General features: G+C 72.9%; 11 protein-coding genes. 4 read left to right on the top strand and 7 right to left on the bottom strand.

Features of this window, described 5'->3' with window-relative positions:
• Nucleotides 1-34 precede the first annotated feature (34 nt).
• Both VM95_RS17375 and VM95_RS17370 read right to left on the bottom strand, forming a co-directional pair.
• The gene (locus VM95_RS17375; protein ID WP_045697701.1) at nt 35-577 is read right to left on the bottom strand and encodes an alkyl hydroperoxide reductase; all 543 of its coding nucleotides are present in this window, start codon (nt 575-577) and stop codon (nt 35-37) included.
• 3 nt (nt 578-580) lie between these two features.
• Complete coding sequence (locus tag VM95_RS17370; protein WP_045697699.1) at nt 581-1132, bottom strand: peroxiredoxin; 552 nt, start codon at nt 1130-1132, stop codon at nt 581-583.
• 192 nt (nt 1133-1324) lie between these two features.
• Between VM95_RS17370 and VM95_RS17365 the strand changes: the two genes are divergently transcribed.
• Nucleotides 1325-2275, top strand: a complete 951-nt coding sequence (locus tag VM95_RS17365; protein WP_078860046.1) for a LysR substrate-binding domain-containing protein — start codon at nt 1325-1327, stop codon at nt 2273-2275.
• A 3-nt stretch (nt 2276-2278) separates the two neighbouring features.
• Here VM95_RS17365 and VM95_RS17360 read toward each other — a convergent pair whose 3' ends face one another.
• On the bottom strand, nt 2279-2902 hold the full coding sequence (locus VM95_RS17360; protein WP_045697697.1) for a TetR/AcrR family transcriptional regulator: 624 nt from the start codon (nt 2900-2902) through the stop codon (nt 2279-2281).
• A 152-nt stretch (nt 2903-3054) separates the two neighbouring features.
• Here VM95_RS17360 and VM95_RS17355 point away from each other — a divergent pair, with 152 nt between their 5' ends.
• On the top strand, nt 3055-5244 hold the full coding sequence (locus VM95_RS17355; protein ID WP_045697695.1) for an MMPL family transporter: 2190 nt from the start codon (nt 3055-3057) through the stop codon (nt 5242-5244).
• A 24-nt stretch (nt 5245-5268) separates the two neighbouring features.
• Here the strand turns inward: VM95_RS17355 and VM95_RS17350 are convergent, their stop codons facing one another.
• From VM95_RS17350 to VM95_RS17340, 3 genes are all read right to left on the bottom strand, one after another.
• Nucleotides 5269-7152, bottom strand: coding sequence for a SpoIIE family protein phosphatase (locus VM95_RS17350; protein WP_045697693.1), 1884 nt, complete (start codon nt 7150-7152; stop codon nt 5269-5271).
• 105 nt (nt 7153-7257) lie between these two features.
• Nucleotides 7258-7956 (bottom strand): class I SAM-dependent methyltransferase, encoded by a 699-nt coding sequence (locus VM95_RS17345; RefSeq protein WP_045697743.1) that lies wholly within the window; start codon nt 7954-7956, stop codon nt 7258-7260.
• Nucleotides 7957-8524: 568 nt separating this feature from the next.
• Nucleotides 8525-11482 (bottom strand): AfsR/SARP family transcriptional regulator, encoded by a 2958-nt coding sequence (locus VM95_RS17340; RefSeq protein WP_045697692.1) that lies wholly within the window; start codon nt 11480-11482, stop codon nt 8525-8527.
• Nucleotides 11483-11696: 214 nt separating this feature from the next.
• Between VM95_RS17340 and VM95_RS17335 the strand changes: the two genes are divergently transcribed.
• Nucleotides 11697-11981 carry a hypothetical protein gene (locus VM95_RS17335; protein ID WP_045697690.1) on the top strand — a complete coding sequence of 95 codons (285 nt, stop codon included), beginning with the start codon at nt 11697-11699 and terminating at the stop codon, nt 11979-11981.
• A 262-nt stretch (nt 11982-12243) separates the two neighbouring features.
• On the opposite strand, the gene VM95_RS17330 is transcribed toward VM95_RS17335, so the two are convergent.
• Complete coding sequence (locus VM95_RS17330) at nt 12244-12447, bottom strand: hypothetical protein (RefSeq protein WP_045697688.1); 204 nt, start codon at nt 12445-12447, stop codon at nt 12244-12246.
• A gap of 201 nt (nt 12448-12648) precedes the next feature.
• On the opposite strand from VM95_RS17330, the gene VM95_RS17325 reads away from it, so the two are divergent.
• On the top strand, nt 12649-13407 hold the full coding sequence (locus VM95_RS17325; protein WP_045697686.1) for a GntR family transcriptional regulator: 759 nt from the start codon (nt 12649-12651) through the stop codon (nt 13405-13407).
• Nucleotides 13408-13413: the final 6 nt, after the last annotated feature.

Raw genomic sequence — 13413 nt, 5'->3', positions numbered from 1 at the left:
CTGTGGTGCGGGGTGGTGCGGGTGGCGCGGTGCCTCAGGCGTCGACGGAGGCGAGCGCGGCCTCGGAGTCGAGGACCCCGGCCACGGCCTGGAGCACGGCGGCGATCTTCATCGAGGCCTGGATGACCTCGCGCTCGACACCGGCCTTGCGCAGGACGCCCTCGTGCGAGTCCAGGCACTGGCCGCAGCCGTTGATGGCCGAGACCGCGAAGCACCAGAGCTCGAAGTCGACCTTCTCGACGCCGGGGGTGCCGATGATGTTCATCCGCAGACCGGCCCGCATCGTGCTGTACTCCTTGTCGGAGAGCAGGTGCAGCGTCCGGTAGTAGACGTTGTTCATCCCCATGATCGCGGCCGCGCCCTTGGCGGCGTTGTACGCCTCCGGGGACAGGTTGGCCTTGGCCTCGGGCTCCAGCTCGCGCAGCACGCGGGGGCTGCGGGTGGCCATCGCGCAGGACAGCACGGTGCCCCAGAGCTGCTGGGCGGGGAGGTCGGAGTTGCCGATGACCGAGCCCAGGTTGAGCTTGAGGTCCTTGGCGTAGTCCGGGAGGGCGGCCTTCAGGTCGTCGAGAGCCATGGGTCAGCCCGCCAGCAGGGCCTGGGCGTCGAGGGTGTCCTCGCCCTTGTTCCAGTTGCACGGGCACAGCTCGTCGGTCTGCAGGGCGTCCAGCACCCGCAGGACCTCCTTGGGGTTACGGCCGACGGAGCCGGCGGTCACCATGACGAACTGGATCTCGTTGTTCGGGTCGACGATGAACACGGCGCGCTGTGCGGTGCCGTCCTCGCCCTCGACGCCGCAGGCGCGCATCAGGTCGTGCTTGACGTCGGCCAGCATCGGGAAGGGCAGGTCGCGCAGGTCCTTGTGGTCCTTGCGCCAGGCGTGGTGCACGAACTCGGAGTCGCCGGAGACGCCGAGGATCTGGGCGTCGCGGTCGGCGAACTCGTCGTTCAGCTTGCCGAACGCGGCGATCTCGGTCGGGCAGACGAAGGTGAAGTCCATCGGCCAGAAGAAGACGATCTTCCACTTGCCCTCGTAGGACTTGTGGTTGATGTCGGCGAAGGCGTTCGCGGCGTCCAGGTCGACACAGGCCTTGAGGTCGAACTCGGGGAACTTGTCACCGATCGTGAGCACGTTCGCTTCTCCTGAAGTGAGACTGCGGGGAGTTTTGTCCGGATTCCGGACGCCGTCCACCATTCCACATGGTGGACTGATCGGGGAAATAGCTACCCTGGATGTGTCTGATCGGAGATTGTTATCAGTAATGAACCGCGCACGTCCCGGCCCGGCTCCCGCCGCGGCGAGGGCGGCAAGCCCGAGGCGACTGTGGCGAGTGCCACAGTCCGCGCCCCCCGCACCCCCACCGTCGCCCAGCTCCGGGCCTTCGTCGCGGTGGCCGAGCACCGGCACTTCCGGGAGGCCGCCGCGGCCACCGGGACGAGCCAGCCCGCGCTGTCCGGGGCCGTCGCCGCGCTGGAGGAGGCCCTCGGCGCGCAACTGGTCGAGCGTACGACGCGCAAGGTGATCGTGACCCCCCTGGGGGAGCGGGTGCACGCGCACGCCCGCCGGGTGCTGGCCTCGCTGCAGGCCCTCACCGAGGAGGTCGAGGCCGCCCGCCGCCCGTTCACCGGGCCGCTGCACCTGGGCGTCATCCCGACCGTCGCACCGTACCTGCTGCCCACCGTGCTCCGGCTGGTCCGCGACCGCTTCCCCGAGCTGGAGCTGCACGTCCACGAGGAGCGCACCCCCTCGCTGCTGGAGGGCCTGGCCGCCGGGCGGCTCGACGTGCTGCTGCTCGCGCTGCCGGCCGGCGGGGCCTCGCCGACCCGCGACATCCCGCTGTTCGACGAGGACTTCGTGCTGGTCACCCCGCCCGGGCACCCGCTCGCCGGGCGGATCGACGTCCCGCGCGACGTGCTGCTCGACCTGGAGGTGCTGCTGCTGGAGGAGGGCCACTGCCTGCGCGACCAGGCGCTGGACATCTGCCGCGAGGTCGGCGCCGACCCGGCCGGCTCCACCACCCGCGCGGCCGGGCTGTCCACCCTGGTCCAGCTGGTCGCCGGGGGCCTCGGGGTGACCCTGCTGCCCGCCACCGCGCTGGACGTCGAGGCCGGGCGCGCCGACCGGCTGGCCGCCGTCCGCTTCGCGGAGCCCGCGCCCGGCCGCCGGATCGGCCTGGCGACCCGGCCGGGCTCGGCCCGCAGCGCCGAGTACGAGCGCTTCGCGGCGGCGCTGCGCGAGGTGCTGGCCGAGCTGCCGGTGCGGATCGTCGACTGATCGTCAGCTGATCGCGGGGGCGCCCAGGCAGAGCCCGACCGCGGTCGCGATCAGCACCTCCAGGCCCCGCAGGGTGTCCGGGTCGGCCGGCTCGCCGGGGGTGCGCTGCGCCAGGTGGCGGTCCGTCAGGCCGTCGAAGCCGGCCAGGAAGAAGACGGCGACCTCCCGTGCGGGCAGGGCGAGCCGGATGCCGTGCGCCTCGGCCAGCGCGGTGAGCATCTCGGCGGCGGTGCCCTCGATCTCGCGCTGCATCGCCGACATGATCTCCTGCAGGTCCGGGTCGCGCATCGCCAGCGCCGCGAACTCGCTGAGCAGTTCGCAGTGCCCGTCCCCCCTGGTCGAGTTCTCCCACAGGGCGTGGACCAGTGCCCGGATCTGCTCGCCGAACGGGCCGTCGCCCGGGTCGGCGGCGCGGACGTTGCCGATGAACTCGGCGGTCAGCTGCTCGACCACGGCTCGGTAGAGGTCCTTCTTGGTGCCGAAGGTGTAGTGCACCGTCGCCTGCGCCACGCCCAGCTCGGCCGCGATCGCGCGGGTGCTGCCGGCCGCGACGCCCTCCCTGGCCATCAGGTCGAGGGCGGCCTGGACCAGCTGCGGGCGGCGTTCGGAGGCGGGGACATGAGCCATTCCGTCAGGGTATCGCCACGGTCGGGCAACCGTGTCAACCGATCCGGTCATTCGGTCTCGTCGGCCGACTTTGTCACCTGACAAAGTTGGGCGTACGGTGGTGCGCGACGCTGCCAGGCACCCGCCTGCTCGACGACCGCGAGGGGTCACCCATGGCCACGTACCTGTACCGACTGGGCCGCTACTGCTTCCGGCGAAGGCGCGCCGTGCTGGCCGTCTGGATCGCCGTGCTGATCGCCGTCTGCGGGGCCGCGGGCGCCTTCGCCGGGAAGACCAGCGACGAGTTCAAGGTGCCCGGCACCGAGGCGCAGGCCACCCTGGACCGGATCAAGGACACCTTCCCGGCGCAGGGCCACGGCTCCGCGCAGGTCGTCTTCGCCGCCCCCGCCGGCGGCGGCATCGCCGCACCGGACGCGGCCAAGGCGGTCGGCGCGTCCGTCGAGCGGATCGCCCACGTCCCGGGCGTCGCCGCGGTGCCCGACCCGTACGCCACCGGCGCGGTCTCCCCGGACGGGCGGGTCGCGATCGCCCTGGTCTCCTTCGACCACAAGCTCGCCGAGGTCACCGACCAGCAGCGCGAGGCCGTCCGGGCCGCCGCCGAACCGGCCCGCGCGGCCGGGCTGGACGTCGCCTTCGGCGGCGACGCGTACAACAGGATGGCGAAGGTCGAGGGCGGCAGCGAGTCGATCGGCGTGGTGGTCGCCGGGGCGGTGCTGGTCATCACCCTGGGCACCCTGGTCGCCGCCGGGCTGCCGCTGCTCACCGCGCTGGCCGGCGTCGGCGTGGCCATGGCCGGGCTGCTCGCGCTCACCGGCTCGTTCGAGATCATCACCACCGCGCCGGTGCTGGCGCTGATGGTCGGCCTGGCGGTCGGCATCGACTACGCGCTCTTCATCCTGTTCCGCCACCGCCGCCACCTGGACGAGGGACTGGAGCCCGAGGAGGCCGCCGCCCGCGCCACCGCGACGGCCGGCAGCGCCGTCGTCTTCGCCGGCCTGACCGTGGTCGTCGCGCTCGCCGGGCTCGCCGTCGCCGGCGTTCCGTTCCTCACCGTGATGGGCCTGGCCGCCTCCGGCGCGGTCGTGGTGGCCGTGCTGGTCGCCATCACCCTGCTGCCCGCGGTGCTCGGCTTCGTCGGCCGCGGCATCGACCGGCTCCCGCTTTGGAAGCGAGCCCCGGCCGCCAACGGCGGGACCACCATGGGCGAGCGCTGGGCCCGCTTCGTGGTCCGCCGCCCGCTGCCCGTCCTGCTCCTCGGCCTGACCGGGCTGGGCGTCCTCGCCGCACCCGCCGCGAGCCTGGACCTCGGGCTGCCGGGCGGCGGCTCACAGGCCGTCGGGACGGACGCCCGCAAGGCCTACGACCTGGTCAGCGACAGCTTCGGGCCGGGCTTCAACGCGCCGCTGGTGGTCGTCGTCGACGCCCACGACGCGCCGAACCCCGAGCAGGCCGTCCAGACCGTCGCGGGCCGGCTGCAGACCCTGGAGGGCGTCAGGACGCTGCTGCCGCCGACCGTCGACCGGGCGAGCGGGACGGCCCTGGTGCCCGTCATCCCGACCACCGGCCCCGACCACGCGGACACCAGGGCGCTGGTCAACGAGATCCGCGACCAGCGCGCCGCGCTCAGGTCCGCGACCGGCGCGAGCGTCGCCGTCACCGGCACCACCGCCGCCAACATCGACGTCTCCACCAAGCTCGACCAGGCCCTGCCGCCGTTCGTCGCGGTGATCGCCGGCATCGCGCTGGTGCTGCTCGCGCTGGCCTTCCGCTCGATCCTGGTGCCGCTCAAGGCCGTGCTCGGCTTCCTGCTCAGCATCGCGGCCTCGCTCGGGGCCGTCGTCGCCGTCTACCAGTGGGGCTGGCTGGACGGGTTCATCGACGTGCCGAAGGTCGGGCCGGTGGTCAGCTTCGTGCCGATCCTGCTGATCGGCGTGCTGTTCGGGCTGGCGATGGACTACGAGCTGTTCCTGGTCTCCGGGATGAAGGAGCAGCACGTGCACGGCAAGGCCCCGCGCGAGGCGGTCGTCGGCGGCGTCAAGGGCGGCGCCCGGGTGGTGACGGCGGCCGCGCTGATCATGGTGTCGGTGTTCGGCGCCTTCGTCCTCGGCGACGACCCGATCGTCCAGCCGATCGGCTTCGCGCTCGCGGTCGGCGTGCTGGTGGACGCCTTCGTGGTGCGGATGGCGCTGGTGCCCGCCGCGATGGCGCTGTTCGGCAGGGCGGCCTGGTGGTTCCCCAGGTCGCTCGGGAAGGTCGTGCCGAAGGTCGACATGGAGGGCGAGGAGCTGATGGCCCGCCTCGCCGAGGAGAAGCGCGAGGCGAAGGAGCCCGCCGGGGTGTGACGCCCCCCCCGGCCGGGCACCGGGTCAGTTCTTCGGCAGGCGCTGCTCGAACCAGACCACCTTGCCGGTGCCCAGCCGGGTCGCCCCCCAGCGCTCCGCGCACCGCGCCACTATCTGCAGCCCGCGCCCGCGTTCGTCCTCCGGCCCGGTACGGCGCGGGCGCGGCAGCAGCGGGCTGTCGTCGCCGACCTCGCAGCGCAGCCGCGTCGTGCGCACCAGGCTCAGCGTGATCGGCCGGGTCGCGTGCTGGACGGCGTTCGTCACCAGCTCGCTCACCATCAGCTCGGTCGCCTCGCTCAACTCCTCCAGCCCCCAGCGCCGCAGCGTGTGCGCGGCCAGCCGGCGGGCCCGGCCCGGCGTCTCGTTGCGCGGCTGCAGGTACCAGTGCGCGACGTCCCCCGCCGGGATGCCGTCGAAGCAGGCGCCGAGCAGCGCGATGTCGTCGCCCCGGTCGCCCGGCGGCAGGATCCGCAGCGCCTCCTGGCACAGCTGCTCGGGCGACTGCCAGCGGGCGCCCGAGATCCGGGCCCGCAGCAGCTCCAGACCGTCGCTGATCGGCCGGTTGCGGGTCTCCACCAGGCCGTCGGTGAACAGCAGCAGCGCCGAGCCGGGCGGCGCCGGCAGCTCCACCGAGTTGAAGTCCACCCCGCCGACCCCGATCGGCGCCCCGGAGTCCAGCTCCACCAACTCGGCCTTCCCGCCCGGGCGGACCAGCACCGGCGGGACGTGCCCGGCGTTGGCCAGCACCACCCGGTTCGCGATCGGGTCGTACACCGCGTACACGCAGGTCGCCAGGTGCTGCTCGCGGCCCAGCCGCTGCGCCTGCTCGTCCAGGTGGTACAGCACCTCGTGCGGCGGCAGGTCGAGCGCGGCCAGGGTCTGGGCGCTGGTGCGCAGTTGGCCCATGATGGCGGCCGAGGTGAGCGAGTGGCCCATCACGTCTCCGACGATCAGGGCGACCCGGTTGCCCGGCAGCGGCACGGCGTCGTACCAGTCCCCGCCTACCTGCGCGCCGCGCTCGCCCGGCAGGTAGCGCTGCGCGAGCCGGACGCCGTGCGGCTGCGGCAGGCGCAACGGCAGCATGCTGCGCTGGAGCTCGTTGGCTATCTCCCACTCGCGGGCGTACCGCAGCGCGGTGTCCACCGCCAGCCCCGCCTGGGTCGCCAGGTGGGCGGCCGTCGCGGTGTCCGTCGCGTCGAAGGGCGGGCGGCCGGTGCGTTCAGGGGGCCGGCGGATCAGCACCAGCAGCCCGAGGACGGCCTTGCGGCCGCGCAGCGGCAGCGCGAGCACCGAGGTGCCGGCGGCCAGCCGGGACGGGCCGCGGGTGCCGTACAGCTCGCGCAGCAGCGTCGCGGTGCGCTCGGCGGCGGGCGTGCCGAGGACGGCCGGTTCGGCCGGGCGGCGGCTCAGCAGGGTGTGCGCGATCGCGCCGCCGCGGGTCACCGGGACGGCCGGGCCGGGATCGGCGGTCGAGCGCGAGCCGTACCGGGAGCGGTTCCGGTCGTCCAGGCCGCCCCGGCGGCCCTGGCGGCCGATCCGGGTGCCGGTGCTGTGGTGGATGCGCAGCTCGTCGGGGAAGCCGGGCTCGCGCTCGACGTTCGGCAGCGGGTCGCGCAGGTGGATCACGGCGGCGTCGGCGAGGGTCGGGACGAGCACCCGGCCGATGTTGCGCAGGGTGGCGGCCAGGTCGAGGGCGCTGTTGATCCGGCGGGTGGCGGAGTCGAGGTAGGCGAGGCGGTCCGCCACCTCGGCACGGGCCGGTGTCTCGGCGCGGTCGGGCGCGGGCCGCTCGGGCCGCTCGGCGGCGGGGGCCTCGGGGGCCTCGGGGGCCTTCTGGGCCGGGAGCCGACGGCGCGGGCCCGGGACGGCGGACGGCTGCTCCGCCTCGGTCTTGAGCTGGTCGCGCACGGGCTGCCTGTCCTGGAATCGGGGTGGTCGGTGGGCTCGGTTCGGTGCGTCTCGGTGCGTCTAGGTGCGTCTAGGTGCGTCTCGTGCGGGTCTCTTCGGGGGCGCTCAGCCGACGCGTCGACAGCACAGGAACAGCTGTTCCTCCGGCGGCAGCGAGGTGCTGGCCGGTGCGTACGGGTGCCCCGAGCACTCCTCGACCGCGAACCCCGCCGTGACCAGAACCCGCTCCAGATCCTCCCTCAGATACCCACTGATCCGCAGCTCTCTGCCAAGGAACGGAAGCGGAACGTGATCCAGATCCGCCTCGACCATACCGAGGACCAGCAGCCCGCCCGGCCGCAACAGCCCGCGCAACCGGCCCAGTACGGTCGGGATCTCGTCCTGCGGCAGCAGGATCAGCGAGAAGAACGCCGTCACGGCGGCGAACCGGCCGGCCCCCGCCGGCCCCAGCTCCGGGGAACCCCACACCCGGGACGCGCGCTCGGTGGCCAGATCGTAGAGGTCGATCCGATGGAACGACGGCGGATGCTCGCCCGCGTACCGGGCCCGGCGGGCCAGCGACAGCATCACGTCCGACAGGTCCACCCCGGTCACCCGCAGCCCGCCGTCCGCCAGCTGTCGGACCGTCGGCTCCCCGGTGCCGCAGCCCACGTCCAGCACCCGGGCCCCCGGCTCCAGCTCCGCCAGCAGCCGGCGCCCGCAGGCCAGCTGCCCGTCCTTGGCGGGGAACGCCTCGCCGTACCGGGCTCCGATGGTGTCGAACGCGACGGCCTGCAGCGCCCTGGCCGCGCGGCGGTGCCGCACCTCCGGGCCGTCGTCGGGGCAGCCGTCGGGCTCGCCGTCCCACGCGTCCTCACCGAGGGGGAACGCATCGGATATCCGTCCGGTCGTCACGATGAGAGGCACCCTTCCACCCGTGGCCTCCGCCCGCACTGTCCCGCCTGGTGGGCCGGGGCGCCCAGGGCTCCCCGCACCAACGGACGGACCGTACTTCGACACGCTGCCGGCAGACACTCGTGTGTGTACTGGCATCCGAGAATATGCGTGATCACTGCGCCGTGGGGTCCCTTTCCGGCCAACTCGTCATGCTTGGGCCGATGTGGGCGGGCTTGCGGAAGCACGACGGTGCGGGCCAGGGGAGCACGTTTGGCCCCGCACGCCGCATGGCGCGCCGGGGGTGGCGCACCCGACCTGCGGAAACACCCGGTCCGTGGACGGACGAGGCGGCGTTTATCGAACGTCAATCGCGCCGGTGCACAGTGGACCCAGCGCCGGGGAAGCGTTGAGGGCGCTCCCGCAGCCGGGGGGCTGCGGGAGCGCCGACGCGCGGATCGGGGGAGGTGTTCCGCTGGGGGGCGGAGGCCTCAGGGCGCTAGGGGAGGGGAAGAGGAGGCTCGGTGTGCTGTCGGGAGATGAGGTCTGCCACAGGGGAGGCCTCGGGCACACCGAGCCGGACGAAGATCGCGTGCGCCTCGGTGAGACACGCGAGCCCACGCGCCGGCTGGGCGAGGGCGAGCAGTGCCTCGCCGAGCGCGGCGTTGGCCAGGCCCTGGCAGTAGGCGGAGTCCATCTCCTGGCCGATCGCCAAGGAGCCGCCCGCTGCTTCGGCCGCGTCGGCGTGCTGACCAGCGGCGAGTAGGGCGGAGGCGAGCCGGGCGAGGGTGTAGCCCTCCCAGAGGGGGTTCTGCTGGGACTGGTAGAGCTGATGGGCCTCTCGGAGGTGGGGGACGGCCTGGGCGCCGGGGAGCACCACGCCGAGCTGGTAGAGGGTCTGGGCGAGCAGCGGGCCGTTCTTCGACTCCCGCGCCGCAGCCACGCCGTCGCTGGCCGACCGGATCGCCGTCCCGGTCATGCCGAGGCGGTGCTGGACCCGGGCGATGTTGCCGACGATCCGGGCCTCGGCGGTCGGGCTGCCGACGGCCCGGCTGGTGGCTCGGGCCTGTTCGAGGAACGACAGCGCCTCGGCCAGCCGGGTGCCGAGGCTCAGGATCCAGCCCAGCGTGTTGGCCGTGGCCAGCAGCAGGACGGACGGATCGTCCGGTGCCTGGTGGTCGAGGCTCCGACGCAGCGAGACCTCGGCGCCGTGGAAATCACTGGTGACGGACTGGAGAGTGCCGAGCGCGAAGTACGCGCGGGCGCACACGGCCGAGTCGTCGTGCGGCTCCGAGTCGTGACCGATGGCCTCCAGGATCCGGAGCAGGCGCGGTCCGCAGGTCGGGTCCGGGTCGATGCTGAAGAGGTAGTTGACCAGGTCGACGGCTGCTCGTTGCAGAGCTCTGGGGCCGCCGGCGGCAGCCTCGAACGCGCTGAGCAGCAAGGCGCCCTCGGCGTGGAGCCAGGCCTGCGCGGCCTGGCTCGTCGGCAGATCGAGCCCGGGCGAAACAGAGGTGGTCAGTAGCTCGGGCAGTGGGTCGTCCGGCTCGATGACCTGGGCCGCGTTGCGCAAGGTCGGGATCAGCAGATCGAGCAGACGCAGCACCGCCTGTTCCTGTACCTCGGTGTCCCCGATCCGTTCGTTCTGCCGCTGGGCGTAGAGCCGGAGCAGGTCGTGGTAGCGGTAGCGGCCAGGGGTGAAGCACTCAAGCATGTTCGCCTCGACCAGCGCCTCGGTGAGGTCCTCGGCGGCGAGCTCGTCGACACCGAGGAGCGCCGCGGCTGCCGCGAGCGGAATGTCGGGGGAGTCGATCAGGGCGAGCAGTCGAAAGGCGCGGGCCTCGGCTGCGGACAACTGTCCGTAACCAAGTCCGATGGTGGTCTCCACGGCGAGGTTGCCGAGCTGGAGTTCGTCCAGGCGTCGTCGCTGATCGGCTAACCGACGGGCCAGGTCCGAGACGCTCCAGCGCGGGCGGCTGGCCAGACGAGCGGCAGCGATGCGGACCGCCAGCGGCAGGAAGCCACACGCGGTGACCACCTGCATGGCCGCCTCCAGCTCGGCGGCGACCCGCTGTTCCCCGACGATGGCCGAGAACAGCGCCAGCGCTTCCTCCGGCGTCAGCTCCTCCACGTCGAAGAGCTGCGCTCCGGGGATGCCGGCCAGCCGGGAGCGGCTGGTGGCCAGCACGGCACAGCCGGAGACGCCGGGGATGAGCGGCCTGATCTGTTCGGCGTCCCGCGCGTTGTCCAGCAGGATGAGCATCCGGCGGCCGGCCAGCTGCGAGCGGTAGAGGGCCGCGCGCTGGTCGAGCGAGTCGGGGCTCTCGGTGACGCCGAGCGAGTGCAGGAAGTCGCCCAGGACGACCACCGGATCGGCCGGCGAGGTGCCCGCCCCTCGCAGGTCGACGTACAGCTGGCCGTCCGGGAACTCCGACCGGACGCGGTGGGCGACGTGGACGGCGAGGGTGGTCTTGCCGACGCCCCCGATCCCGGCCAGCGAGGTCACCACCACGGCCTGGCCGGTGGCGTTCTGGAGGACCGCCGAGAGGTCGTCCACGAGCTCCGCTCGGCCGCTGAAGTCCAGTACGTCGGCGGGAAGTTGAGCGGGGACCGGCGGCGCTGTCGGGCCGTCCTCCCGTAGGACGGGCGCGGGGGCGGCCGGGAGGACGAGCTTCGGGTCGGCGGCGAGGATGCGCGTGTGCATCGTGGACAGGCCGGCGCCCGGCTCGACTCCGAGTTCGTCGATCAGCAGCTTGCGGGTGTCGGTGTAGACGCCGAGCGCTTCGGCTTGGCGCCCGCAGCGGTACAGCGCCAGCATCAGCAGCTCGCGCGGGCGCTCGCGCAGCGGGTGCTCGGCCGTCAGGTTGTTGAGTTCCCCGACGACTTCGGCGTGCAGGCCGATGTCGAGGGCGGCGGCGCAGAGCTCCTCGGAGGCGGCCACCTGGCGTTCGGCCAGCCGCGCCCGCTGGGCGTCGGCATAGGGGCCGGGGACGCCGGTGAGCGGACGGCCGCTGAACAGCTGGAGAGCCTCGGCGAGGAGTCGGTGCGCCTCGTGCCGGTCTCCGGAGGTCCGGGCGGCCGCGGCGTCGGCGGACAGCCGCTCGAAGACCGTCAGGTCCAGGGCGTCGTTCGGGATGCGCAGCGCGTAGCCGTCCGCGATGGAGACCAGCACCTCGGAGGGCCTGCGGATCTCCCGACGGGGGTCGATGACGGAGCGCAGCCGGGAGACGTAGGTACGCAGCGCGGCCACGGCCTGGGTCGGCGGACGGTCGCCCCACAGTGCGTCGACGAGGTCCTGCGTGGTGACCGGGCGACCGGACTGCAGCAGGAGGGTGGTCAGCACGGCCTGCTGCTGGGGGGATCCGAGCGAGAGCGGTTTCCCGTCGAGCCATGCCTGGACCGGACCCAGGACCTGGAAGCGCAACGCAGATGCCTGCGGCGTCTCCCGAAACTCCATGAAGTCCCCCGATGGCCTGTGGTGTCGATCTCGTGAAAGGGCGCTCGGCGGTCCGCCGCGGTGCTTCAGCTTAGGCGGACGCCCGACTCTGCCGGACGGCCCCGCAAGCCGCACGCTGTTTATCGGACATTTAATCAACCCTACGATACTGTCCCCGCGCCCGCGCCAAGCAGGTCGGGCTCAACACAATTGATGACTGAAAGGCGGCCGCCCAATGGCCAACAACCAGAGCGAGACCCCGGTGCCGTCGACGCCCGAGAACGCGGCGCCGACCCCGGCCCCGGCTGCCGCTGTGGAAGCCGGCCAGGCTGTCGAGGGCGCGGTGGCAGCGACCTCGAACCCGACCGAGTACAGTGCGCCGGATGCGGACCGGAAGGACGCCTTCGAGAACGGCGCCTTCGGCGATGAGGCCGAGCACGTGGAGGGGCCCGCCAAGCCCGTCGGCGACGAGCCGGGCAAGACCTACGAGCCGGAGAGCGTCGTCTCCGGCTGCCCGTAAAGAGGTGCGCCCGAGCGCCCCTGCGCCCCCGTCCGGGCGCGGGGGCGCTTTCGTAATGGCCGCGCCAATTCGGAGAAAGCGTGCCCGGGGCGTGCCCGCCGGGTGGCCGAATCCCGTCCGCGGTGCACGCATGGTGACCGTGGTTATCCGTAACGTGCCCGGCGGTGTCGGTGGATCGTTCCGGAATTCCGGATTCATCGGGCGATTGATCAGCCCGAAATGCTGTAGTTTGCCTGGTTTTTGCCAGATTACCGGATTGATCTCATTCGGTTGAGCCCTGCGGCCCGCCCGCCGGGGAGACGTGGTCCGGTTCGACGGCCCATTCGCGGCCGCCGCCCTCGGGGCGGAGGTAGTGCTCGCCGCCGATGGTGTCCATGTAGATGCCGGTGCGACCGGATCGCCGGTCGAGGACGAGTTCACCCACCTGCGGCCGGTAGGCCGGGGCGTTGCGCTGACGGGTGCTCATCGCGCTGCTCCTTGCTCTGGTGCGGGCGCGCGGCCGGTGGGGGCGCGTCCTGGTCGCTGTCCGTGCGTGTGCGTGCCTGCTGCTCGGCGACTACCCAGCATCTCTAGAGAAGCTAATATCTCTAGAGATGTCAACGGTCGTATCTCCTTATCAAGCGACCGGAGGCGCGCCTAGGATTCACCCGAGGGAGAGGGAGCGGCGATGAGCGGCAGCAGCGGCGAGAAACAGCCCAAGTACCAGCGGATCGCCGACACGCTGAAGGCGGCGATCGACGCCGGCCGCTACCGCGCGGGGGACCGCCTCCCCGGCGAGAACGACCTCATGGACGAGTACGGCGTCGCCCGGATGACCGCCCGGCAGGCGCTCGGCGTGCTGCAGAGCGAGGGCATCGCCGAGGCGCGACGCGGGGCCGGGGTGTTCGTCCGGGACTTCCGGCCGCTGCGCCGGCGCGGCATCCAGCGGCTGGCGCAGGGGCAGTGGGGGTCGGGGCGGTCGATATGGTCGGCGGACATCGACAACCGCACCCTGGTGGTCGACCAGGTGTCCGTCTCCGAGCGCGGCGCGCCCGAGCACGTGGCGCGTGTGCTGGGGGTGGACCCGGGCGCGCCGATGTGCGTGCGGCACCGCCGCTTCGTGCTGGACGGCAAGCCGGTGCTGCTCTCCACCTCGTACTTGCCGGCCCTGCTGGTCGCCGGGACGGCGATCACCCGCGAGGACACCGGCCCGGGCGGCACCTACGCCCGGCTGGCGGAGATCGGGGCGAAGCCCGTCCACTTCCGCGAGGAGGTCCGCTCCCGGATGCCCAGCGCGGAGGAGTCCGCCCGCCTCGACCTGTCCGCCGGCACCCCGGTCATCCTGATCTGCCGCACCGCCTTCGCCGACGAGGGCCAGGTCGTCGAGCTCAACGAGATGATCCTCGACGCCGCCTCCTACGTCCTGGAGTACGACTTCGACGCCTGAGTGCTG

This window comes from Streptomyces rubellomurinus (assembly GCF_000961885.1).
In the GTDB taxonomy this organism is placed as follows: domain Bacteria; phylum Actinomycetota; class Actinomycetes; order Streptomycetales; family Streptomycetaceae; genus Kitasatospora; species Kitasatospora rubellomurina.
This window is presented reverse-complemented; position numbering and strand designations above follow the sequence as displayed.

What these genes read in the sequence shown, in the direction of transcription:
- VM95_RS17375 (WP_045697701.1), bottom strand. Translation starts at nt 577, where the DNA reads ATGGCTCTCGACGACCTGAAGGCCGCCCTCCCGGACTACGCCAAGGAC.
- VM95_RS17360 (WP_045697697.1), bottom strand. Translation starts at nt 2,902, where the DNA reads ATGGCTCATGTCCCCGCCTCCGAACGCCGCCCGCAGCTGGTCCAGGCC.
- VM95_RS17355 (WP_045697695.1), top strand. Translation starts at nt 3,055, where the DNA reads ATGGCCACGTACCTGTACCGACTGGGCCGCTACTGCTTCCGGCGAAGG.
- VM95_RS17340 (WP_045697692.1), bottom strand. Translation starts at nt 11,482, where the DNA reads ATGGAGTTTCGGGAGACGCCGCAGGCATCTGCGTTGCGCTTCCAGGTC.
- VM95_RS17335 (WP_045697690.1), top strand. Translation starts at nt 11,697, where the DNA reads ATGGCCAACAACCAGAGCGAGACCCCGGTGCCGTCGACGCCCGAGAAC.
- VM95_RS17330 (WP_045697688.1), bottom strand. Translation starts at nt 12,447, where the DNA reads ATGAGCACCCGTCAGCGCAACGCCCCGGCCTACCGGCCGCAGGTGGGT.
- VM95_RS17325 (WP_045697686.1), top strand. Translation starts at nt 12,649, where the DNA reads ATGAGCGGCAGCAGCGGCGAGAAACAGCCCAAGTACCAGCGGATCGCC.